Source organism: uncultured Veillonella sp. (assembly GCF_963551295.1).
GTDB lineage: Bacteria > Bacillota > Negativicutes > Veillonellales > Veillonellaceae > Veillonella.
In genome coordinates, this window is the sequence record NZ_CAUVFT010000019.1 from 1 (window position 1) to 24,603 (window position 24,603).

The 24,603-nt window shown below is 39.0% G+C and carries 22 protein-coding genes, 1 tRNA gene and 1 pseudogene; 20 read left to right on the top strand and 4 right to left on the bottom strand.

The genetic code is table 11. From position 1 onward, the window contains the following. The 4 genes and pseudogenes from RYO55_RS06385 to RYO55_RS06400 all read left to right on the top strand — a co-directional run. Positions 1–83 (top strand): annotated as a pseudogene (locus tag RYO55_RS06385) (30S ribosomal protein S18); the annotation flags it as partial. A 437-nt stretch (positions 84–520) separates the two neighbouring features. Further along, positions 521–1,384: a substrate-binding domain-containing protein gene (locus RYO55_RS06390; protein WP_012863908.1), complete on the top strand. Its 864-nt coding sequence runs from the start codon at positions 521–523 to the stop codon at positions 1,382–1,384. Beyond that, positions 1,377–2,183, top strand: a complete 807-nt coding sequence (locus RYO55_RS06395; protein WP_314984698.1) for a 4Fe-4S binding protein — start codon at positions 1,377–1,379, stop codon at positions 2,181–2,183. The genes RYO55_RS06390 and RYO55_RS06395 overlap by 8 nt, the downstream gene beginning before the upstream one ends. 2 nt (positions 2,184–2,185) lie before the next feature. Further along, the gene (locus tag RYO55_RS06400; RefSeq protein WP_314984699.1) at positions 2,186–3,016 is read left to right on the top strand and encodes a radical SAM protein; all 831 of its coding nucleotides are present in this window, start codon (positions 2,186–2,188) and stop codon (positions 3,014–3,016) included. Positions 3,017–3,059: 43 nt separating this feature from the next. Here RYO55_RS06400 and RYO55_RS06405 read toward each other — a convergent pair whose 3' ends face one another. Further along, on the bottom strand, positions 3,060–4,214 hold the full coding sequence (locus tag RYO55_RS06405) for an aminotransferase class V-fold PLP-dependent enzyme (RefSeq protein WP_314984700.1): 1,155 nt from the start codon (positions 4,212–4,214) through the stop codon (positions 3,060–3,062). A gap of 120 nt (positions 4,215–4,334) precedes the next feature. On the opposite strand from RYO55_RS06405, the gene yedE reads away from it, so the two are divergent. The 13 genes from yedE to RYO55_RS06470 all read left to right on the top strand — a co-directional run bounded on the left by yedE (position 4,335) and on the right by RYO55_RS06470 (position 17,085). Beyond that, the gene (yedE, locus tag RYO55_RS06410; protein WP_314984702.1) at positions 4,335–5,396 is read left to right on the top strand and encodes a YedE family putative selenium transporter; all 1,062 of its coding nucleotides are present in this window, start codon (positions 4,335–4,337) and stop codon (positions 5,394–5,396) included. Between the two features lie 141 nt (positions 5,397–5,537). Beyond that, complete coding sequence (locus RYO55_RS06415) at positions 5,538–5,786, top strand: DUF3343 domain-containing protein (RefSeq protein WP_295816227.1); 249 nt, start codon at positions 5,538–5,540, stop codon at positions 5,784–5,786. A 460-nt stretch (positions 5,787–6,246) separates the two neighbouring features. Next, positions 6,247–6,933, top strand: a complete 687-nt coding sequence (locus tag RYO55_RS06420; protein ID WP_004697971.1) for a carboxymuconolactone decarboxylase family protein — start codon at positions 6,247–6,249, stop codon at positions 6,931–6,933. Between the two features lie 201 nt (positions 6,934–7,134). Further along, a complete protein-coding gene (gene trmB / locus RYO55_RS06425; RefSeq protein ID WP_221741346.1) occupies positions 7,135–7,794 on the top strand; it encodes a tRNA (guanosine(46)-N7)-methyltransferase TrmB in 660 nt (219 codons plus the stop codon). 1 nt (position 7,795) lies between these two features. Beyond that, positions 7,796–9,139 (top strand): putative peptidoglycan glycosyltransferase FtsW, encoded by a 1,344-nt coding sequence (locus tag RYO55_RS06430; protein ID WP_314984704.1) that lies wholly within the window; start codon positions 7,796–7,798, stop codon positions 9,137–9,139. Positions 9,140–9,249: 110 nt separating this feature from the next. After that, positions 9,250–10,533 (top strand): uracil permease, encoded by a 1,284-nt coding sequence (gene uraA / locus RYO55_RS06435; RefSeq protein ID WP_278604930.1) that lies wholly within the window; start codon positions 9,250–9,252, stop codon positions 10,531–10,533. 199 nt (positions 10,534–10,732) lie between these two features. Beyond that, positions 10,733–11,197: an NfeD family protein gene (locus tag RYO55_RS06440; protein ID WP_314984705.1), complete on the top strand. Its 465-nt coding sequence runs from the start codon at positions 10,733–10,735 to the stop codon at positions 11,195–11,197. Between the two features lie 36 nt (positions 11,198–11,233). After that, positions 11,234–12,190, top strand: coding sequence for a flotillin-like protein FloA (floA, locus tag RYO55_RS06445; RefSeq protein ID WP_314984706.1), 957 nt, complete (start codon positions 11,234–11,236; stop codon positions 12,188–12,190). A gap of 8 nt (positions 12,191–12,198) precedes the next feature. Beyond that, positions 12,199–12,855 (top strand): hypothetical protein, encoded by a 657-nt coding sequence (locus RYO55_RS06450; protein WP_314984708.1) that lies wholly within the window; start codon positions 12,199–12,201, stop codon positions 12,853–12,855. Positions 12,856–13,107: 252 nt separating this feature from the next. Further along, on the top strand, positions 13,108–13,839 hold the full coding sequence (locus RYO55_RS06455) for a sortase (RefSeq protein ID WP_221741341.1): 732 nt from the start codon (positions 13,108–13,110) through the stop codon (positions 13,837–13,839). A 54-nt stretch (positions 13,840–13,893) separates the two neighbouring features. Further along, on the top strand, positions 13,894–14,832 hold the full coding sequence (locus RYO55_RS06460) for a hypothetical protein (RefSeq protein WP_308521600.1): 939 nt from the start codon (positions 13,894–13,896) through the stop codon (positions 14,830–14,832). Positions 14,833–14,980: 148 nt separating this feature from the next. Beyond that, the gene (locus RYO55_RS06465; RefSeq protein WP_221741339.1) at positions 14,981–15,574 is read left to right on the top strand and encodes a DNA glycosylase; all 594 of its coding nucleotides are present in this window, start codon (positions 14,981–14,983) and stop codon (positions 15,572–15,574) included. A 260-nt stretch (positions 15,575–15,834) separates the two neighbouring features. After that, positions 15,835–17,085, top strand: coding sequence for an MFS transporter (locus tag RYO55_RS06470; RefSeq protein ID WP_195394446.1), 1,251 nt, complete (start codon positions 15,835–15,837; stop codon positions 17,083–17,085). Positions 17,086–17,163: 78 nt separating this feature from the next. Here the strand turns inward: RYO55_RS06470 and pepT are convergent, their stop codons facing one another. Continuing rightward, the gene (gene pepT / locus RYO55_RS06475) at positions 17,164–18,387 is read right to left on the bottom strand and encodes a peptidase T (RefSeq protein ID WP_314984710.1); all 1,224 of its coding nucleotides are present in this window, start codon (positions 18,385–18,387) and stop codon (positions 17,164–17,166) included. Between the two features lie 246 nt (positions 18,388–18,633). Here pepT and RYO55_RS06480 point away from each other — a divergent pair, with 246 nt between their 5' ends. The 3 genes from RYO55_RS06480 to mmuM all read left to right on the top strand — a co-directional run bounded on the left by RYO55_RS06480 (position 18,634) and on the right by mmuM (position 22,810). Next, positions 18,634–20,571, top strand: a complete 1,938-nt coding sequence (locus tag RYO55_RS06480) for an OPT family oligopeptide transporter (protein ID WP_314984711.1) — start codon at positions 18,634–18,636, stop codon at positions 20,569–20,571. A 351-nt stretch (positions 20,572–20,922) separates the two neighbouring features. Then, positions 20,923–21,708 carry a basic amino acid ABC transporter substrate-binding protein gene (locus tag RYO55_RS06485; protein WP_314984712.1) on the top strand — a complete coding sequence of 262 codons (786 nt, stop codon included), beginning with the start codon at positions 20,923–20,925 and terminating at the stop codon, positions 21,706–21,708. 76 nt (positions 21,709–21,784) lie between these two features. Then, positions 21,785–22,810, top strand: a complete 1,026-nt coding sequence (gene mmuM, locus RYO55_RS06490) for a homocysteine S-methyltransferase (protein ID WP_314984714.1) — start codon at positions 21,785–21,787, stop codon at positions 22,808–22,810. 89 nt (positions 22,811–22,899) lie between these two features. Here the strand turns inward: mmuM and RYO55_RS06495 are convergent. Continuing rightward, positions 22,900–22,990, bottom strand: a tRNA-Ser gene (locus tag RYO55_RS06495). Positions 22,991–23,213: 223 nt separating this feature from the next. Beyond that, positions 23,214–24,449: an FprA family A-type flavoprotein gene (locus tag RYO55_RS06500; protein ID WP_221741334.1), complete on the bottom strand. Its 1,236-nt coding sequence runs from the start codon at positions 24,447–24,449 to the stop codon at positions 23,214–23,216. Positions 24,450–24,603 lie beyond the last annotated feature (154 nt).

Sequence of the window (24,603 nt, forward strand, 5' to 3'; positions counted from 1 at the left end):
CTTGCGCAAAACATCAACGCAAATTGACTACATCTATCAAACGTGCACGTGCAATTGCTTTATTGCCATTCACTGCTGAATAATTGATGAATCAAGGCGGTACAACCATTTGGTTGTGCCGCCTTTTTGCGTTTTTGGGGAGGGAATATAATACTAATAATTTTATTTCTCCTAATGAATGATACATTGTAATTAAGAATTAACCATAGTTGTGAGGGATATAGTCTATAGAGCCAATAAGCCCTTTTTAGTTATGCGTTGTGAGCATAATATGATTTAAAGTATTGATACTCTTAGTAAACAAGTATATTCATTGAGTGTAATAAATATTCAAGAAATTAGATATAAAAATATATCTTAGAAATTTATAATAATACCATTAAAAATAGAACTTATATGCCTAATCTATATAACTAAATTAATCAACCAAATCTATATGCTCATAAAAACTTATAGGTTTTATACTATAATAAAAGTATATACATATTTACTGTAAAGTTCAGTGAAAGGTGGTAAGTACATGGGATTTTTGAAAAAAGATATATCCCGTCGCCAGTTTATTGGTGGTGCTTTAGCTTTAGCGGCGGCCTCAGCGGTACCTTCGTTTATACGTGGTGCCTACAAGCCAACGCAGTCTGACTCCCTTCAAGTGTGGACTTGTGGTGGGTTATCGGAAGCATTTCTTGATTTGAATCAGGTCTATACGATGCACACAGGGCATAATATCCAGTACACTGGTGCCTTTGCAGGGGCTATTGGTAAATCTTTGTTGGCAGAAAAAAGTCGTACCGAAATCTTTGGAGCTCGCGGATTAGAGTTAGCAAAAAATATGCGCAAAAAAGGGATAAGTATCGCTTTTGAGCCGCTGTGTTTTACAGACTACGTCATAGTCACACCTAAAGGTAATCCTGCCGGTATTCGTGATCTTAAAGATATGGCGGAGCCCGGTGTACGCGTCATGTTGCCGTTGGGTGCATCTCCTCCAGGTAGTGCATCTGTAAAGGGCGTCATGAAACTGTCTGGGTTAACCGATGGCATCATGAAAAACTTGATAGCAGAAAATGCTTGTGTTATCTCCATGATGTGTGATCTCGTAGAAGGCAAGGCCGATGTGTCCATCATTGAAAAACGCCTTACCACACATGACCGGTTTAAGGATCGTATCGAATATTTCGACATACCTGCACAGTTTGTGCCACCTGCACCACTGACTTTCACCATTAACACGATGAAATATGTACAAGATCGTGCGTTGGCTGCCGATTATATTGAATTTACACGTTCCCAAGAAGGACAACAAATCTTAGAAAATCACGGATTTACATCCGTTCATAGTGCGAGAGGTCTCGATTTGATAGAAAGGTTTGGTGTAAAAGATGTGTAATCAATGTCCATCATCTACAACCTGTGGGGCTCAAACAAGCTCTGGTATATCTGGATCTAAGGCTCCTAAGAATTTAACGCTTTGGCGTCGTATTGTTCAATTTATCTTTCTCTTTATCATGGGGAAATGGGTATACTTTGGTGTGTTTCGCTGTCCCTATATCGTACCCTTTGTGAGCTGTGAAAGTTGCTCCATGATCACTTGCTGGGGGCGCATCACAACGTATTTTTACGCGTGGTGGATCATCCTGCCGATTATGGTTGTTTTCTTTGGCCGCGCTTTTTGTAGTTGGTTCTGCCCAAGTGGATGGGTCAATCAAATGCTCGGCAAGATTTCTATGGGGCCACTAAGAAATCGTAAACATTATATGCGTTTCCTTCAACTAGGCATGGTAGCAACAATAATTTTAGGTCTCGTAGTATATTATAAATTTGGCAATCCCCGTATCATGATTCCTATACGGACGAGCGATGAATACTTTAATGCTGTTATTTTATCCATGCAGTTTTCCGAATGGTATTGGGCGGCTCGTACCATATCCGTAGTTTCAATTATTGCTGGTTCTCTCATTATCGCCAATGCTTGGTGTCGCTTTGTATGTCCTTTTGGGGGCGTTATGGAATTGCTTCGCAAGATTTCTATTTTTAAAATTTATAAAACGAAAGATTGTGACAATTGTGATGCATGCTTGCGCGTATGTGAAATGGGAACACGACCAAATGAAATGAATTGTACCAATTGTGGTGACTGCTTGCATGTGTGTCATAAGGATGCCATTAGATTTGGTCGGAAAGGTTAGCTATGAAAGAGATTCAAGGACAAAGTTTCCTACAAAACCATCCGTGTTACAACAAGGATGCTTCTGCTAATTGGGGCCGTTTACATTTACCAGTAGCTCCGAATTGTAATATTAAGTGTAATTATTGTAATCGCATGTACGACTGTGCGAATGAAAATAGACCTGGTGTAACGCAACATGTATATACGCCATATGAGGCAGCGGCCTTTGTACATAAGGTATTTGATGCTCGCAAGGATATATCTGTTGTTGGTATTGCAGGACCAGGGGATCCTATGTGTGATGTGGATAAGACGCTTGAAACGTTCCGACTTGTGAAAAAAGATTTTCCTCATGTTATGCTTTGTCTATCTAGTAATGGGTTGGCAGTGCCTGATTATGTTGATGAAATTGCTGATTTAGGGATTACACATGTAACGATTACGGCTAATGCCATCGATCCAGAAGTTGCAAAAAATGTATATGCTATGGTTCGTTACGATGGGAAAATCTACAAAGGTATCGAAGGGGCGCGTATTCTATTAGAGCGTCAGGCTGAAAGTATCCGAAAACTAAAGGAAAAGAACATCATTGTTAAAATTAATACGGTAGTAGTGCCTGATGTAAATATGGACCATGTGCCAGCTATTGCTAAACAAGCGGAAACATGGGGCGTAGATTTGATGAACTGTATTGCGATGATTCCTGTTCACGATACGGCCTTTGAAAATCATCGTAGTCCAACATCAGAGGAAATCGACAATATGCGTCAATTTATTGGTCATTACGTACCGCAAATGACACATTGTAAGCGTTGTCGTGCTGATGCTATTGGTCGATTGTGTGAAGCATAAAAGGCTATATACTTAAAGTACATAGCCTTAATAGTTTTGATTATTAGATCTTATTTGCTATTGTTGTTAACGCAGATAATGCAGTTTCAATATCCTCCATTGTATTAGCATAGCCAAAGGAAAAGCGCACGGTTCCTTCAGGATAAGTACCTAAAGTTTGATGTGCTCGTGGTGCACAGTGGAGTCCAACGCGCGTCATGATGTGATAGGTTGATTCTAGTTCGTAAGCAACGCTCGCAGCATCAGCTCCATCAATTGTAATTGAGACGACAGCAGTTCGGTCCTGAACATCTTGCTTACCAATGATGTTAATGCCATCTATCGGTCGTAAGCCTTTGAGGAAGGCTTCTGTTAAAGCCAGCTCGTGGTTGTGAATGTTTTCCATACCCTTTGATTCAATAAAGGTGAGACCTTCGTTGAGACCTATGATGCCTGGTAGGTTTAATGTGCCTGACTCAAAGGCGTCGGGCATATTCGTAGGCATCGTTTCTAAATGTGAGAAACTACCAGTGCCACCAGCAATAAGAGGAGTTAAGGATTGAGCCATTTCTTTGGTTAAGATCATGCCACCTATACCTTGAGGGCCTAATAAGCCTTTGTGACCTGTAAAGCAGAGGGCATCTATTTGAGATTCTTTTACATCGATAGGTATGATACCAGCCGTTTGTGCTGTGTCTACAATAAAATGTAGATTATGATCTTTGCAGATTATACCGATTTCTTTAATAGGTTGTATGGTTCCACATACATTGGACGCGTGATTAACAATTATAGCTACTGTATTTGGACGAATGAGTGACTCAATAGCGTCTAATTTGATAGAACCTGTAGTATCACAAGGGATAGTATCAAAGGTAATACCTTCATTGAGTAGCTGTGTGAGCGGTCTCATGACAGCATTATGCTCCATAGAGCTAATCAGTACATGGTCTCCTGCTTTCAATAGCCCCTTGATAACCATGTTTAAACTCATCGTCACATTTTGAGTAAAAAAGACATGAGAAGGATCGTGTCCGTTAAATAAGCTGTTTAATCGCTGCCGTGTTGTATAGATAATATCCTCTACATAATAGGCGAGGGCATAGGAGCCACGATTGATATTGATGCCTCTATTCGTTATATAGTCTGACATAGCACTAGCCACAGTTGGTGCCTTTGGAAAGGTGGTACTAGCATTGTCTAAATAGATAGATCTCATAGGTAATCTCCATGAATAACAAGGTGTATTTATGGTTATTATATCATGAGTATAATGTTTGATAGGATAAGAGCGTATACTCATATAGTTATAGTGTAGTTAGGGTGAAAGGAGATTATTATGAGTGGGTCTCATGAAAAACGAAATTTAATTATTGCAGGCCTTATTATTGGCGCTATTGCAGCCTTCCTTGTATTAGCTGGTAATCCGGCTAATATGGGCTTCTGCATTGCCTGCTTTATTCGCGACACCGTAGGTGCTCTTGGGATGCATCGTGCTGCACCTGTACAGTACATTCGTCCAGAAATTATCGGTCTTATATTAGGGGCTTATGTATTGTCCATGATTCGTGGCGAGCACCAAAGTAGAGGTGGTTCATCTCCAATTATTCGTTTTATTCTCGGCTTCTTTGTTATGATTGGTGCGTTAATGTTCCTTGGATGTCCACTTCGCATGATTTTGCGTCTCGGCGGTGGTGATTTAAATGCCTTATTCGGTATTGCCGGTTTTGCAGGTGGCATTGGCTTTGGTACTATTTTCTTGAAACGAGGCTATTCCTTACAACGTACGTATGCGTTGAGCAAATTAGAATCTGCTATGATGCCTGCTATTCAAGTAGCTTTGCTCGTACTTGTTGTAACAGCACCAGCATTTATCTTCTTTAGCCAAAAAGGTCCTGGCGCTATGCATGCTCCATGGCTCATTTCTTTGGCGGCTGGTCTTGTCGTAGGTGGCTTATCTCAATTTAGCCGACTTTGTACGGTTGGTGGCTTCCGTGATTTATTCTTGTTCAAAAAATCTATTCTTATTTTTGGGTACCTTGCAGTACTTGTAGGTGTATTTGTAGTAAATATTAGTTTTGGTAATTTCCATCTTGGCTTTGAAAACCAACCAATTGCTCATACAGATGGTTTGTGGAACTTCCTTGGTATGGCTCTTGTAGGTTTCTGTAGTGTATTGCTCGGTGGTTGCCCATTACGTCAATTGATCATGACTGGTGAAGGTAACTCTGACGCTGCTGTTACTGTGCTTGGCCTTGCAGCTGGCGCAGCATTTGCTCATAACTTTGGTTTAGCTGCTTCTGGCGCTGGTCCTACATTGAATGGCCAAATCGCTGTAGGGATAGGTTTTGTAGTGGCGCTCATCATTGCTGTGCTTAATACAAAACGTTCAAATGCGTAAATTGAATATGCTTAGGTTACATATGATTAGAGTGTAAATGTTTAGATTATGTATGGTATGATTAACGTAAAGCATGATTATCGTATACTATAATTATGCTTTACTATCCTATTCGGTATTGTTAGCTAGAGTTGAGTGTCTATGAAATATATTGCTACTTTTTACTCTCACTTCGGTGCGATTCGCTTCAAGCGAGAAGCTCCTGAAGGGGTAAGTAATATAGAACTTCGTCCTGTGCCGCGCGATTTGAGTTCCTCTTGTGGGACGAGTGCATCCTTTGATGCTGGTGAAAGTTTTACTTTTACGGAGGATCCAACAGAGGAAATTGAACAAATCGTGGCTGTTACGACAGGCGGCTATAAAACTATATATGAAAGCCCAAATAAGTAAATATGTAATTTGGCCTTGTTTTATAAATCAAAAAATGACACAAATTCATATCGTATTATGTGTAATTTATGGTGCATAGAAGTAGATATCCTTTTGGGGATATCTACTTTTTTTATGCAGAGAACTTACTTATATAAATCTTGATTTGTGGTGGTAAAAAATAAGTTTCTTATCTTTATTTTTTAGATGTACATAGTCTCTTTAATAAAGTAATAGCATTGTATTTGGGCTCGTTATTAAGTAGAGTTTATAATTATATAATTTTTATAGATAAATATATATAATTTCTTAAAAGATTATAGATTTTTTTCGAATAGGACTATAAAAATTAGATGAAGTATTATATAATAATATCTACAGTATGTATTACAGTAGAACAGTAAAATAAATCCATTGATAATGTACGCTACTATTGCAGTATTATACAATTAGTATTAATGATAAGGGAGATTGTAAGACGTTGAAAAGAGTATTAACCTTAACATTAGCCGTGGCCATCGTTGCCGGTGGCTATATGTTTGAGGCTAATGGGGCGGGAGAACAACCTTCTAAACAGGCACCATCTATATCTGAGATAAATATATATACGCCAAAAGAGCTTAATGCACGTCAGAAAGACTTGGTTGAAATTGGCCGCTATACTGCGTCTGGTGATCAAGGTGCATTAAAGAGTGTAATTGCATCTGCTATTGAGCGAGGCACGTTGACGCCACAAGAGGTGAGTATCGCCATTCGTCAACTTTACTCTGCTGCTGGCTTGAAACAAATGAATGCTGCTTTAGCTACATTTGATCAATTACGTGATGAACGCCCTGAGTTTGGCGATGAGTACGAAAAATTGGTACCAAAGCAAACAGGACTTAGTGCTTTATTGGGGAATGGCACTAATGGGGCACCTTTAACAAAGCCGAAAGCTGAGGAAGCAAAAGAGGGGGTTCAATATAATACGTTCCGTATGAAAAAACCAAAACCTCAAAATCGTAATCGTTCACGTCTAGGTAAATTGGACCGTGAATTGGTCGCTGCGGCAGCATTAGGTACTCGAGTTGGTAAAAATAATCTTTTCACTGCAGCTGAAAAGAGTTTATCTGAACTTGGCCTAAGTCAATATCAAATTGAAAATTTAGAAGCTATGATTTTCCAATAAAATGTAGACCTACTTCTTTCGGAAGTAGGTCTTTTCTTATAGCTTCTACTTTCACAGTTTTAGTGATTAGGGTTAAATACATAGAATGTAATTGACGTTTAAGGTCCCCTTTTCTATAATTAATAAGATAGGTATAAGACCTGTAATAATAAATATAAACAAATATAAATATATTATTAAAAATAGATGTAAGGAGAAAGTATGCGCCTTCGTAGAAAACCGTGGATTGATGAAGCAATTCACGAATATGACTCTCATATCATTTTGTCTGGCCAAGAAGAGCACAAAGGCAAATGGCGTGAATTATTTGAGCATCCTGAATACCCATTATATATGGAGTTAGGGACCGGGAAAGGTCGCTTTATTGCGGGCATGTCTGAAGCGTATCCAGATGCTAACTTCGTAGGTTTTGAAGTTCAGATGGGGGTTATTTATTACGCAGCACAAAAAATCTTTGAAGGGGAACGGAACAATGCAAAGGTCTCTCTATTTGATATTGCAGGTATTGAAGAGATAGTAGCACCAGGTGAAGTTGATCGTTTCTATATTAACTTCTGTGATCCCTGGCCTAAGGCGAAACATGCAAAACGCCGCCTTACATATCACACATTCCTCGACCGTTATGCTCGTCTTTTGAAAGATGGTGGTGAAGTCCACTTCAAGACGGATAATGAAGGGTTGTTTATGTTTTCTCTCGAAGAATTCAAAGAATGCGGTTGGGAGCTTAAAAATGTAACGTATGATTTACATAGTACGGATCTTCCAAATGTAAAAACTGAATATGAAGAAAAATTTAGTAAAAAAGGTCAACCTATTTTCCGCTTAGAAGCAATTAAGCCAAAAGTACAAAAGGAGGCTTAACATGGAAACACCGAATAAGGGGGATAGTCGGTGGGGCTCACTCTTTAAAAATGACTTACAAGGTATGCTCTTACCTATTCTTCTCATTACAATTATAGGCAGTGTAAATATCTTTAGTGCTACTTATATCAGCTCTATCTATGAAAATACAGGATTATTAGGCTACTTTTTAAAGCACATGACATTCTTGCTTTTGTCTATGGCGGTAGGCGTTATTTTGTATCGTTATGATTACCGTCAGTTACAGAAGCCTCACATGTTGCAAAGAATTATGATTGCCACACTCATTGGTATGATCTTGGTTCTCGCGGTTGGTGCTGTTATTAATGGTGCACGTCGTTGGATTGTTATTGGCCCCGTATCGATACAGCCTTCAGAATTTGCGAAATTAGCAGCCTTAATATGGACGTCGGCTAAATTGAGTACTATGCGAAAATGGGGGAAACCAAGGCATATTAACCCACTCATTAATTTACAAGGTTATTTTAGTGAACGTATAAGTTATATGTTGCCAATGTTAATATGGCCAACTATATTTGCAATTTTAACGATCTTGCAACCAGATATGGGTACTACTGTACTAATCTTTGGATTTTCCTTTGTGCTGATTTACTTAGCGGGTTTTGATGGAAAATTCTTTGGCGGTGCTTTTGCGATAGCTGGATTTCTTGGCTTTATTGCAGCTCGTATGTCGCCATATCGTTGGGAACGTATTCAATCTTGGTTTGATCCTTGGCCTCATGCACAGGATATGGGGTATCAAACCGTTCAAGGCTTGTTGGCTGTAGGTTCTGGTGGCATTTTAGGCGAAGGCTTTATGCAAGGTACATCAAAGTATTTTTACTTACCAGAAGCACACACGGACTTTGCCTTTGCTGTATGGGCGCAAGAAATGGGCTTCATTGGTGCAGTGTTTGTTGTCGTTCTGATTGCAGCTTTTACCTATTTTGGGTTTCGCATTTCTAATAAGGCTCGTGATGAATTCGGAAAATGGTTAGCAATGGGAATAACATTGCTTATCAGTGGGCAGGCCTTGTTTAACATCGCCATGGTATGTGGTATCATGCCTGTAACAGGAGTACCGTTACCGTTTGTTAGTTATGGCGGCTCTTCATTACTGATGAATTTCATGGCTATTGGGTTGTTGGCAAGTATTGGTCGTCGTAATGTAGAAGGGGTAAAGCAAGTTGGTACAGTTGAGGATTTGCCATCTTTGCGTGAAGAAACACAAAGTCGTTTCAAACCTGCCGCTCCAAAGCGTACTAATAACACAAATATGCCTGGCCCGTTTAAACCACGGTCTTCTAAAAAGTCGACTCGTAGACAGACTAAATTTGAACGTTAATATCTAACTTATGTATCATAAGATGAATCTGTTTGTGTAAATTCATAGAGTATATTTAAGGACTGTACTATATGAACTTAGCATCGTTATATTGTGTGTGAGGAGAAACGATGAAAGATTATATTGATATTCAAGAACGCCCATCATGGGGCCGAATGTTACCACTTAGTTTTCAACATTTATTTGCCATGTTTGGCTCTACTGTATTAGTACCGTATTTATTAAAAGTAGACCCAGCGACGGCATTGTTTATGAATGGTATTGGTACATTATTGTACTTATTTGTGTGTAAGGGTAAGATCCCTGCATATCTTGGTTCTAGCTTTGCCTTTATTGCGCCTGTAGCAGGGGTGTTATCTGCAGGTCTTGGTTATGAAGCTGCAAAAGGGGCCTTCGTTGTATTTGGTCTATCTTTTGTTATTTTATCTATTCTCGTTCGTTATATTGGTACGCGTTGGATTGATAAATTATTCCCGCCCGCAGCTATGGGTGCTATCGTAGCTATTATCGGCTTAGAATTAGCGCCAGTAGCGATGAGTATGTCTGGCCTTATCGGCAATCAAGATTTAGGCATGAGCCATAGCCAAGCTGTTATTATCTCGATGTTTTCCTTAGTTGTTACCTTGCTTGGAACTGTTGTATTCCGTGGTTTCTTAGCTGTTATTCCTGTTCTTATTGGGGTTGTCTCCGGTTATGTATTGTCTGCTGTGATGGGAGTTGTTGACTTCTCTGGTGTAGAAGCTGCTCCTTGGCTTTCATTGCCTCAGTTCTACGGCATGCCTGTATTTGATATCAATGCAATTATCATGATTATGCCAGCACTCTTTGTAGTATTTGCTGAGCACGTTGGTCACTTGGTTGTAACTAGTAACATCGTTGCCAGAGACTTGATGAAAGAGCCTGGTCTACAAAGATCCTTGCTTGGTGATGGCCTTGCAAATATTCTTTCTGGTTTCTTCGGTGCTACACCAAATACGACATATGGTGAAAACATCGGCGTACTTGCTATTACTCGTTGCTTCAGCGTATGGGTAATCGGTGGTGCCGCAGTTTTAGCGATGATTGTATCCTTTGTAGGTAAGGTAGCAGCTCTTATTCATGCTATTCCGGTACCTGTTATGGGTGGTGTATCTATTTTATTGTTCGGTATCATCGCAGCATCTGGTTTGCGTATGTTAGTAGAACGCAAAGTAGATTACACAAATCCTGTTAATATGATTCTTACATCCGTTATCCTTGTGGTAGGTCTTAGTGGTGCAGAACTCGCGGTTGGTCCTGTTGTATTAAAAGGGATGGGCCTTGCCACTGTAGTAGGCATGGCCATGAGCATTAGCTTGTTAATCCTTCAAAAAACAGGCGTTGGCAATGACCAATTGAAAAAAACAGAAGTATAATATCATGGCTCTTTAAAATCTTGGAATATAACCTTGAGGTCATAAAGTAAATTGATTTGTACTCAGTATAATAAACGACTACTGAATCAGGTTGTACCTGCGCAAGTAGTCGTTTTTATTTAGTGTCTTTATAATTTATCCTCAATATTGTATAATGAACATATAAGTTGTATAAAATTAATTATAGAGAGGAGGGCCTATGGAGTTTTTAATATGGATGGCTATCGGCGTTGCCTTGATGGCTGTAGAACTCGTAGTACCAGGCGGTATTTTAGGTCTTATCGGTTATTGCGCATTCCTTTGGGGCGTTTATGTAGCTCTTGGGGAAGGTACGATAGCATTGTATGCCGTGCTAGGATTAACAGCCCTGTTAATTGTCATTATCATCGTGTTCTTTAATCACTTTGAAAAGACTTGGCTAGGCAAATTGTTTACTTTAGGGCAACGATCTACGACAAAAGCTGGTTATATATCTAATGATGTATTAGAAGATTTGGCTGGCAAGAAAGGCGTAGCTCATACAACACTGCGCCCTGCAGGTATTGCTAAAATTAATGGTAATTTGGTAGATGTTGTGACCGAAGGTGACTTCATCGATGCCGGTTCACCTATTGTGGTACTTCGCGTTGTAGGTGGCCGCAATATTGTTAGAAAGTGTGATTAAGCTTTCACAACATCGTTGTAAATAATGGAGGTTATTATGGATGTAGGTATTTTAATTTTGATTCCCATTTTGCTGATTGGTATTATGGTATTCTTATATGTTGTGCCATTAGGGCTTTGGATATCGGCTCTAGCAGCGGGCGTTAATGTTGGTATCTTTACACTTGTAGGTATGCGCTTACGTCGTGTAAATCCGTCTCAAATCGTAATGCCTTTGATTAAAGCTAATAAAGCGGGTCTTGATGTGAATGTAAATCAGTTGGAAGCACATTACCTCGCTGGTGGTGACGTTGACCGCGTTGTAGATGCTTTGATCGCCGCTGAACGGGCATCTATTCCATTGACCTTTGAACGTTCCGCAGCTATCGACCTCGCAGGTCGTGATGTATTGGAAGCGGTTCAAATGTCCGTTAATCCTAAGGTTATTGAAACTCCAATTATCTCTGCAGTAGCAAAAAATGGTATCGAATTGAAAGTTCGTGCTCGTGTAACTGTACGTGCTAATATCGATCGTCTCGTTGGTGGTGCTGGTGAAGCCACAATTATCGCCCGCGTAGGTGAAGGTATTGTAACGACTGTAGGCTCCTCTGAAGAACATACAGATGTATTGGAAAACCCAGATCATATCTCTCGTACTGTATTGGGTAAAGGTCTTGATGCGGGTACTGCATTCGAAATCTTGTCCATCGATATCGCTGACGTAGACGTGGGACGTAACATTGGCGCTCAATTGCAAACTGACCAAGCGGAAGCGGATAAGAAAATCGCTCAAGCTCGTGCGGAAGAACGTCGTGCAATGGCTGTTGCTACAGAACAAGAAATGCGTGCTAAAACACAAGACATGCAAGCTAAGGTTGTGGAAGCACAAGCTGAAGTCCCTAAAGCATTGGCAGAAGCTTTCAGAAACGGTAATCTAGGTGTTATGGATTACTATAATATGAATAATATTATTGCAGATACTAAAATGCGTGAAAATTTAGCAGATGGTGAATAGGAGTAGCTATGGACTCTATTTTGTCTTCAGTGCTATCCATCTTTTCGCATAATCCAATCTTTGTTTTAGGTATTATCGCGTACATTGCTTTTTCTATTATAAAAAATAAGAATACTGAAGAATCTGATGAGTATGATGAGTATGAAAGCTCTAGTGGCGGAACTTGGGAAGATATGGAGCGCGAATATGGCATCTCCATAGAACGTAAGTTAGATGAACCATCTATGGATGATTTGTCTAAGGCTGATGACTTTTATCGGGACCCTTATGAAGATAAACCGATTATAGATCAGCAACCAGAAGCTCCATCGCAAACTATGAAAGACATACATTTCAATGAAGAGGCTGCAGCAGCTCAACGAGATATTGAAGCCTTATCAACGAAAAGTTCCAGTAGTACTCCAAATTATAATACTAGTAAGACTCGCTTAGATAGAGAGGCTGTTACGGATCCGACCTTAAGTGAAAGACTGGCTCAGTTTAAACGAGATAAGGCAGCTAAAGAGGGGCAAGTTCTTATTGAAAATGTAGGCATTACACTTGCGCCTACTGCTCCAGCTGCGACTTCAACTCGTGGTCGTAAAACTAACCGTGCTCTAAAAGAGGGGATGAAATGGTCTATCATTTTAAGTAAACCTAAAGCTCTTGAACGTAGATATCGCTAATGAAGTAATCTATTTATAAGCGCATAAACCAATTATGGTTTTATTGGAAAATAAATAATAACGGATTGTGCACTGATGTGGTATAGCAACCATACTGACACATATCATAATGTGGGGTATATAATTACATATTGAAAGAGGTTCCTATTGGTCACCTATGTGACTATTAGAAACCTCTTTTTTATTGTTTTTTTCTAGTGAAACTTTCACAATAATAGGGGAAGGAGTTTGTTTATAAAGAAGGGTAAAATTATGTATCGAAATGTGCGTGTTATACCAAAACAGTTGTTGCAGCAATTATATATAGAGAAGCAATGGAGCATTCGCGATGTGGCGGACTATTTTCAATGTAGTGTTGATACCATCATGCGCCGTATGAAAGTGTACGAAATCGAGCGGAGGCCTTTGAAGAAAGAAATCAATATGGTTCATGTACAAGCTTTGTATGAGACCGGTAAGTGGTCGCTCCATTCATTAGCAAAGCGTTATGATGTTTCTATCACGACGATGGCGAATCGCTTGAAGGAATATGGATTGGCTTGTCAGCAATCAAATAAGAACGTCTCTATAGATGTAGTGCGTATATGTAGGGCCTATAAAAGTGGAAATAGTACAGATGCCATTGCTCGTATGTATGGTATATCGCGATGGAAAGTTCACCATGTATTGCGGCATATGGGAAATTGTTTACTTCCTAAAGTTCGAAAGCCTATGCGCGTAGAGGAGATGGCTTATTTATATATTCATCATCACATGAGTACAGATGACATTGGCCTAGCTTATGGGATACGTGGTTCTACAGTGGCAATTTATTTGCGAGAGCAAGGTATAGAAATAAGGGCAAATACTCTTGATCTAGACGAAAATAAGATTAAAAAACTACGTGCTCAAGGTTATGGAGTTGCAAAGATTGCACAGGTGATGGGCTGCTCTACCTCTGCTGTGCGAAAGCGTCTAGCTATGAAAAAATATATCTCTCCTTGATGTAGTGTGGTAGATACTATATACTTAAATTTATACAATGATGGGAGGAATATTATGCTCGAAATTATATCTGCTTTAATACCGTTTTTATTACTGGGCTTAGTGGCTGCAGGCTTATCTCGCCTTTCTGGGGTAGCCTTATCTATGGTTGTAGTACCAACTTTATTGATTTGGGGTGCAACTGCCGTTGACGTAATCGCCTTTATGTTACTCTTTGTGGTGTACAACAACTTCACTATGGAAACACAAGATATTCGTTTAGATTATAAAGATCTTGTCTTATTCCCTAAATGGCGCCTGTGCATTCCCTTCATTTTGAGTTTGGTAAGCGCTTTCTTTGTTCCTGCTGCAGGCATTGCTATTTTTATGGCTTGCTTCGTTTTAGAATTATTGGCTACTGTGTATAAACGCATTCCTGAAAATAAACGGCCTCGTTTACAGCGTGTAATAATAACATCTGTTTTGAGTGCTATTGTAACAGCTGTAGGTGCTTATATAGGTCCTAAAATTCCTAGTGAATTTTACTTTGTCTGTGCAGGTCTAGCCATTTTAATCATTACAGATTTTGCATGGTATGCCGGTAAGCATAGAGATGTTTTTAGAAGTGCATGGGACATCATTTGGGCTGGTTTTAACATATTCTTAGGCATGTTTGGTGTAGAGGCTTCATATTACCCAGCGGCACTTATGCGATCTATTCCAAATCCAATGGATCGCATGTTGCCTATGGTTACTGTAGTAGGTGGCTATGCAGGTCTTATGGTAGTATTCGGCTTTTATAACATTTTTTCTATACCGTCCTTGATTACGGCCATCGGTGCTGCTATAGGGATACGCCTCTTTGGTATGTATGAATTCCCTCGGAATGGCAGTTTCTCTTATTTGGCAATCGGTTTTGCCGTGGCTGCTGTAATTTGCTTGTACCTCGTATCTCCGACACCAGTTGGTTTTGATCATATTAATACCTTGGTTTCTCAACCAATTGGTCAATAATGATAGATAATATAAGTCTGTTGATATATTTTAACAAGTTCTTTAGTTGCTTTCACATAGGAGCCAATTGGATTATAATGTGTGATGTATCTCATATATTGTATTGAAAATTAAGTTCATATTAGAATGTGAAAGGAGTTGATGCTATATGGCAGAAACAATTGAAACAAGACCATTTCCTCCATTCTTACCGAAGAAGGCAACAGTTATGATGATGGGCACATTTCCTCCAGAACAATCAAAACGTGCTATGGAATTCCATTATCCAAATTTCCAAAATGATATGTGGCGTGTATTTGGCCTCGTATTCTTTGATGAAAAGGATCATTTTAGAAATGGTGAGGAAAAAGCGATGGATTCTGAGAAGATTAAAGCCTTTTTGTCTGAGACTGGAATTGCATCTTGTCCTACTGTTTTAAAAGCTATTCGCGAAAAAGGGAATGCATCTGATGCATTTCTTAAGGTCGTTGAACCAGTTCCACTTGCGGACGTACTGGAGCAAATCCCTGACTGTAAGCATATTGGTACAACAGGTGGCAAGGCTACGGAGATTTTATTGAGTCTTTTGCCAGAAAAGGTTAAATTACCTAAAACTGGTGAAACAATTCCTTTTGTATTTAATGGCCGGGAATTAACGTTGACACGTTTGCCATCTACATCACGTGCCTATCCGTTGAGCCTAGCGAAAAAGGCTGAAGCGTACAAGAACTTCTTCAAAGCTTGTGGTTTAAAAACAAAATAAATATTTAAGGTAGCACCTTTAATAGTTGGCTTTGAGCCTTTTGGTCTCATCTGTCACTGTTGAAGGTGTTTTTATATCGTAAAAATATATGAAATATTAAAATGGAGAATAATGCATATTTAGTGTGAATATATAGTTTGTTATAAATAAAATTGATGAGATATATAATATATTAATTCTTGTTTTTTTTATTGAGAGGTCTATAATTAACCGTTGTCGTAAACTGGTTGACAATAATTTTAAAAAATGGAGTTGATATTATGGATAAGGCTAAGGATGCCTTATGGACAAAATCCTTTGTCCTTGATACTTTGATTAATTTCTTAGTATTTTTGATTTATTATTTATTAATCGTTATTATTGCGGTTGTAGCAAAAGATAATCTTCATGCTACGGCTAGTCAAGCGGGACTTGCTGTTGGTATATATATTATTGGCACCGTTGTAGCCCGTTTATTGGCAGGGCGGTTTATCAGTATCCTAGGATGTCGCAAGATGCTCTATTTAGGGTTATTGATTTACTTGATTTCAACAGCTATGTATTTCTACACACCTAATTTACTAATGCTTGATAGTGTTCGCTTCTTAAATGGTTTTGCTTATGGTATTACATCTACTGCTACAAGTACTATCATAGCTGCTATTATTCCTACGTCACGTCGAGGGGAAGGGATTAACTATTATGGCTTATCTACTTCTCTTGCCGCTGCAGTAGGACCATTCTTAGGTATATTGATGCTTCATAGTCTTGGTTATGATTTTATCATTGCATTCTGTGTTGTACTTATCATCCTTTGCGGTATTGGCTCTGTAATCATGAAATTTAATGAACCTAAACTTGGTATCGAATCTGAAGGACATAAGGGTATTAGAATCTCGGACTATATTGAACCACGGATGAATTCAATCAGTCTTGTTTCCATTCTAGTCGGCTTTGCCTACTCTGGCGTTATTGGCTTTATGGCGGCTTACACAAAAGATCTAGATCTTATTATGGCGGGCACTTTCTTCTTTGTTGTATATGCCGTAGTTATTACTATAACAAGACCATTGCTTGGCATCGTTTTTGATATGAAAGGGGAAAACTTTGTTCTTTATCCTTGTTTTGTATCCTTAGCACTTGGTATTTTCTTATTATCCATCGCTCACTCCACATGGCTTGTGCTTTTATCGGCTGTGTTTGTTGGCCTTGGATATGGTACATTTATGTCCAACGGACAAGCTGTCACTGTTAAGATAGTACCTGTTCATCGTATTGGTGTTGCCACATCTACATACTTCATTGCCTTGGATATGGGGCTTGGCTTTGGCCCCTATATTTTAGGTGCCGTTAAAGAGGTTGTAGGTTATGCTAGTATGTTCCATGTAACTGTTGTTGTTGCGCTCCTTGCGCTGGTTGCCTATTATTTATTATATGGCCGTTATGTGGGGACTGAGAGAGACCTCTCGTTGAAAGCTCGCGCTGAAGAAGAAGAAATTAGGAATCGTAAACATAATGGTAAGCTTGCGTAAAATGTAAAATAAAAGGACTATACGAGCCTAGACTCGTATAGTCCTTTTTGGTTATCTAGTACTGCTTTGCTAATATTATTATTTTTCAATATTTATAATATTAACGATAACTTCAACAGCTTTTTTCATATCATCGATACATGCGAATTCATGACGACCATGTAGATTTTCTACGCCTGTAAAAATATTTGGTGTAGGAATGCCCATGAAGGAGATTTTGGATCCATCTGTGCCACCGCGAATAGGATCACAAATAGGTGTAATTCCAGCTTTTTTCATTGCTGCTTTGGCTACGTTTACGCATTCCATATTGTCTTTGATGATATCGTACATGTTATAGTATTGGTCTTTTACAGAGACCTCACATACCTCACGCCCATATATTTCATTCAATGTTTGACCTGCTTGTAAGAAGAATGCTTTTTTTGCTTCGAACAATTCCTTATTATGGTCGCGGATAATATAGTTCATTTTACCGGTATCTACTTGTGTTTCCATGTTCATGAGCATAAAGAAACCTTGGCGACCACATGTGTGCTCAGGAACAGCTGCTCCTGGTAATAAAGCGTCAAATTGCATAGCTAGTTTAGCACAGTTGATCATAATGCCTTTGGCAGTACCTGTGTGAACGGATACGCCTTTGAGGGTTACTGTACCGCCAGCAGCGTTAAAGGTTTCATATTCGAGTTGGCCTAGGCTTTCACCATCGATAGTGTAAGCATAGTCTACAGGAAATTGTTTGACATCAAAGTGGTCAGCACCAGTACCGATTTCTTCATCTGGACCGAAAGCACACATGATTTTACCATGTTTAATTTCTGGGTGAGATACGAGATAGGCAAGGGCTTCCATGATTTCACAGATGCCAGCCTTGTCATCACCACCAAGAAGTGTTAGACCATCGGTTACAACTAAGGACTTGCCAATGTAATTTTTTAGGTTAGGAAAATCTGTACGACGGGTGAAGATTTGATGTTCTTCGTTAAGGCAAATATCACTACCATCATAGTTTTCTACGATACGGGGCTTAATATTTTCTGCGTTATAATCAGCTGTATCCATATGGGCAATGAAGCCGATGGAAGGAGTTTTCTCATCAGTGTTAGCATTTAATGTGCCGATGACAAAACCATTTTCACGATTATAAATAACCTCATCTAATCCTATTGCTTTTAAATCGGGGACGAGCACATTCGTAGCAAAGTCTACTTGAGTTTGAGTACTAGGAATGGTTGTACTTTCCTCATTAGACCGTGTATTTATGCTCGTATAGCGTACAAAACGTTCGATCATTGATTCCATAATGAGCCTCCTCGTAAGTAAACATACGTGTTATACAGGGCAGTATACGATACCGTTACATAATAGAGATTCTTAATATACTTTCATTGTAGAACAGGGACGCTAAAAATGCAAAATAATTATTTATAGGGGATGTATTGTTTTATTCGCATAGTGCATAGAAAACCATTGAACCATGTGTAGTACCGTGTTAGTATAAAGGTGAATAGTTATACGTTTGTACTTTTTCTGTGAGGAGGTTTTACTATGTCGGACGAGGTTCGTTCCATTCCACCCATAGAACCGGTGTTAGATCCTAAGAAAGATTACGTAGAGATTAACTCATATGTAGTCTTCTGGGGCTTGTTCTATGCGGCAGTTTTCACACTGGCTGTTGGCTATTTATGTTTGAAAATCGGTCAAACAGTAGATGCCTTTGCACCAGTATCTGTACTTGCTATGGGTACAGCAGTTATTTTAAAGCGACAAAATGCTTTTGCCGAAACGGTACACATTCAAGCTATCGCTAGTTCTAGTACGAACACATTAGCAGGGGCTATGTTCTTTTTGCCAGCCCTTTACATCTGGAATGTAACAGATGTATCCTTTGTACAAATGGCGATCCCTATCATTCTTGGCGGCGTTTTAGGTGTTTTATTATGCGTTATGTTCCGTCGCTATTTCGTTGAAGAAATGCACTATGTGTATCCGTTCCCAAGTGGTCGTGCTGCAGCGGAAGTATTGATGAGTAATGAAGGTAGCAAAGCAAAACTTATGCTTGGCTCTGGTTTAATTGCTCTCGTGTATGACTTTATTCTTAATAGTTTAGGGTGGTGGCAAGAGGTTATTCGCACTGCTACCTTTAAGTGGGGGGCAGCTCTTGCAGATCAAACTAAGCTAACTGCAGCGGTAGATACTGATGCAGCATTGCTTGGCCTTGGGTATTTCACGGGCCTTCGCTATGCGGCTATCATTGCAGCCGGTTCTTTCTTCTCTTGGTTTGTATGTATTCCGATTGTGTACTATTTAGCACCTGAACATATTATGCAAATTGGCGGTCATGCAGTTCCATTGGGCGAGGCCCCAATTCGCAAGGTATTCCTCGATTATGTTCGTCATATTGGTATCGGCATGCTCGCTATGGCAGGCATTATTGGTTTAATTACAATGTCTAAAGTGGTAGCAAATGTTGTTAAAAATGCAGTGCTTGATATCTTTAGTTCTAAAACTGTAGATGTTAATTTGCTTCGTACACAACGTGATGTACCTACATCTTGGATTGGTGCTGGCATCTTGTTATGTACAGTTTTATTTGCAGTATATTTCCATTTTATGTATGCTGAAAGCTTCGGACAAACAATTGTAGCGTTCTTAATTGTTCTTATTATGTCATTCCTATTATCTGTAGTGGGGATTAGCTCCATCGCTTATACAGGTACAGAACCAGTTTCAGGTATGACAATCTTTATGATTATTATCTCCGCTGTATGCTTAACCGCAGCAGGTATGACTGGTAAGGTCGGTATGATTGCAGTCCTCATGATGGCATCCTTTATTGGTACTACTATTGGGATGGCTGGTAATTTTATGTCTGAACTTAAGGTGGCACATATGACAGGTGCTACACCTAAAAAAATGGAACAATGGCAAATCGTTGGTACTATTCTTTGTGCCGTACTTTCTGTAGGTGTTATGATTCTTTTAAACGATGCTTATGGATTTGTAGGAGATCATGCATTAAATGCACCTCAAGCGAACGCTATGGCCGCAATCATTGAGCCAATGATGACTGGTGGTAGTGCTCAATGGCCTCTTTACATGGCTGGTGCATTATTTGCAATTATCTTGTGGATGGTAAGAGTTCCGCCGTTGGCATTTGCCTTGGGTACATACTTGCCAATGGAAATTAATACACCATTACTTATCGGAGGTTTGATTGCGTATCTTGTACAAAATAGTACAAAAGATAAAGAATTGGCAGATCTTCGCTTCTCCAAAGGTAGTACAATTGCCTCTGGTCTCGTAGCCGGTGGTGCTATTGGCTCTTTATTCAGTGCAGTGCTTCGCATTGCAGGTGTTGATGTATTCGCTCAAGCTTGGGTAGAAACACCTGAAGCGACATACCTTAGTATCGTAATGTACTTGTTACTCTGTACGTTCTTGTACAAGGTAGCTATGTATATAAAAACTAAACATGCTAAATAAATTAAATATAGTATATCCTTAATAAAGTGAATTCCTTATGTATTTTATAAATAGCTTGGAATTCTCCATCTTGGGGATGACCGCCTTTATCATGTTTCATCTGTGCTTGGTAAAGGCGGTCTTTTTATATACATAGAAATATTCTTCTTGCTATAGCTAAAAGCTATGCTAATATAATACCTATTGGTATAGTCGGATTTATTGACCCTAACTATATCGAATGTTATCATAAAACTATAATACCTCTAGAGGTATTATTTTTATTATCTTCATAAGTGTAAGTATAGATATATTAGTTGATTAAGAAGAACTCTGTTTCTAGATAGAACGGAGAGAAGTAAGGGTAGTAACATGAAATTAAAGAAAATAGCAGCTCTATTGGGAGCTTTCACCATTGCTAGTAGTTTATTAATCGCTGGCTGTGGTAATACAGGTAATAGTCAGAAGGTATGGCGCGTAGGTACTGATGCGACCTATGCACCGTTTGGTTTTAAAGATAAAGATAGTGGTAAACTAGCTGGTTTTGATATTGATATTATCAATGCTATTGCTAAAGAAGAGGGCATAGAAACCGATATTCAAAACTTGAACTTTGATGCGCTTTTACCAGCACTACAAAGTAATACAATCGACATCGCCATATCGGATATGACCATTTCTGAAGAACGAGCAAAATCCGTTGATTTTAGTAAACCGTACTATATTGCAGGTAATGGTCTCGTTGTTAACATTGATAACACCAATATTAACAGCTTTAAGGATCTAGAAGGGAAACGTATTGGTGTTTCTATTGGTTCTACTGGTGCAGAGATTGCTAGCAAGATTCCAAATGCCGAGGTACGTCAGTTTAATATCATCGTCGATGCTTTCTTAGAACTACAAAATAAAGGCGTCGATGTAGTTATCAATGATACACCGGTAAACGAGTATTATGTTAATGGTAAGGGCAAAGGTATCGCAAAGGTTACTGGAGAGGACTATGATGCGGCACCATTAGGTATTGCTGTGAAAAAAGGCAATACAGAGTTACTTAACAAAATCAATGATGGCTTAGCTAAGATCAAGGCAAACGGTAAATACGCAGAGGTTTATAAGAAATGGTTTGGTAAGGAGCCTCCAGCAGAGGTATTAAAATAGTTTGTAGATAGTACCAGAATGTATTATTTGATATAATACGCTTGGTAAGCCTCGTGTTATAAGAGGTATGTATAGAATGGGTGATATGATGGCTAAACGAAGTGCATTTTTAGATATTATTAAGGAAAAGGGCGCCCTCGTCTTAGATGGGGCCTTAGGGACTGAATTAGAGCGTTATGGCTGTGATATTCAACATAAGTTGTGGTCTGCTAAAGTTCTCATGGATCAGCCAGATGTTATCAAGAAAATACATATTTCTTATTTAGCTGCTGGTGCCGATATCATTCAAAGCTCCGGCTATCAAGCAACGGTAGCAGGCTTTAAAGGGTTAGGTTATGGTACGGAAGAAGCAATAGAGCTCGTTAAACTATCTGTTCGTTTAGCCGTGCAAGCTCGTAATGAGTTTTTAGAAGCCAAGGCGAGTGGGGCACTTACATTGCGTGGTATTACGCTTGGTGAAGAGACTCCTGAGGGAATTAGATATTTTTCTGAAGGTGCATTACCTAAACCGTTGGTGGCAGCCTCAGTGGGCCCTTATGGCGCTTTTTTGGCTGATGGCTCTGAATACCGTGGTTATCCTGATGTGCAAACAGAATATCTAGAGGTATTCCATATTCCTCGGTTAGCGTTATTCTGTGAAGAAAATCCAGACGTATTATCCTTTGAGACTATACCGTCTTATGCTGAAGCGATTGCTATTGCGAGAGCTATGTCTGATCCGTTTACATCAAAAGGTATTCCCGGGTGGATTTCTTTTTCCTGTAAGGATGGGCATCATGTTTCTAGTGGCGAAACCATTATTAAATGTGCACAAATGATCGACAAGGTACATCCTATTACGGGGATTGGCATTAATTGTACTAAACCGGAATATGTAGAATCATTGATAAAAGATATTCGAACGGTTACAGATAAACCGATTGCTGTATATCCTAATCTTGGTGAAAGCTATGATAGTAAAACTAAAACATGGTATGGCGATGCTGCATCATTTGTAGATTACGTTGAGGTATGGCGAAAAGCTGGAGCTCAAATCATCGGTGGCTGTTGTAGAACAACACCTGAAATTATCGGTGATATTGCAAAGAGAATTCACAATTAATATATGACCTTAAATATAAAAGAGACGATACTGTGTATCGTCTCTTTGTTTGCAAATAAAAAAGCAGTGCATAAGCACTGCTTTTACTATGGCGGAGAGACAGGGATTTGAACCCTGGGTACGGGATAACCGCACACATGATTTCCAATCATGCTCCTTCAGCCGCTCGGACACCTCTCCATGTATTCTGTTGTGTAACAGGTACTTGTATAGTATATGAAAAAGTTAGATTTATGTCAAGCAAAAAATAGTCGAATTATTGCATATTTACAAGGCTTTTAAAATATAGTATTTGATCTCAATAAATGGGTATAAACCAAAAATCAAAGTTTGGTTTTAGGCGTATAAAATCTGGTATATGAAGAGAAAAAGCCGCCTATTTAGGCGGCTCTTGTATTAGGTATTAGAATACGTCTTTAATTTCAGCGGCTTCAATGGACGCTTTGATATCGTCTGCCATTTTTTCAATTAATGGAAGGTCTTCTTCTTTCAAAGAGGATTTGATATCTAGTGGTTCGGAAACAATTTCAATGTCTTTGAAGTCATTTTCGAAATGGGAAACCATTGTTTTCATCGCAGCGGAAGCCCAAGAGTGGTTACCGATGATGGATACTTTATGGTTTTGGAAGTTAAGGGCTTTTAATTCATGGATAAAGTTTTCCATAGTAAGGTATAGATTCAAGTTATATGTAGGTGCGATAGTTACCAAGTTAGTATATTTCCAAGCATCGGAGATGATGTAGGAAGCATTAGTTTTGGAAACATCGTAAATTTTGATATCTGTAACGCCACGTTTGGATAGTTGTTTAGCTAATTGTTGAGCAATAGCACGAGTATTGCCGTACATGGAACCAAAAGCGATAACAACACCTTTTTGTTCGGCTGTATAGCTGGACCAATGTAAGTATTTGTGCGTGATATATTGGATAGATTCAGGGGTGCGCCAGATTGGACCATGAAGTGGAGCAATGCGTTTGATATCAAGATTAGAAATTTTACGAAGCGCATTTTGTACTTGAGGTCCGTATTTACCAACAATATTTGTATAGTAACGACGGGCTTCTTCTTCATATGTGGCTACGAAATCGGTTTGGTCAGCAAAGATATTACCATTAACTGTACCGAATGTACCAAAAGCATCTGCAGAGAACAATGTGCCTGTAGATTTTTCGTATGTACAAGTTACTTCAGGCCAGTGAACCATAGGCATAGTGTAAGAAACCAATGTATGTTTGCCTAAACAGATTTCATCGCCTTCTTTAATTTGATGGTATTGTTCTGGTTTTGGAGTGTTATAGAATTGCTCAAACATGCGGAATGTTGTAGCATTACCTACCATTTTACAATTTGGATAACGTTCCAATGTTTCCAATAATGTTTGGCAATGATCAGGTTCCATATGGTTTACGACGATGTAATCGAGTTCACGACCATTTAAGAGGTGAGTCAAGTTGTCGAAGTACTCTTCACGAATTTCAGCATCTACAGAGTCTACGACACAAGTCTTTTCATCGTCGATGAAATAGCTGTTATAGCTAACACCATTTGGAATAGGAAATAAGTTTTCGAAACGTTCTGTTGTCCAGTCATTACTACCAATCCAGTAGATATTATGAGTCATTTTCTGAGCACAATGCATAATAAAATCCTTTCTTAACCCACACTAGGTATGTATAGCTTTACATGAGAACTCATGTTTGTAAATATAGTATCAATTTATAATACTAATATTTTCGAAAAAAATCAATATTGAAAAAGCCTACTTGAAGAAGTAGGCTTTCACAGGAAAGTTC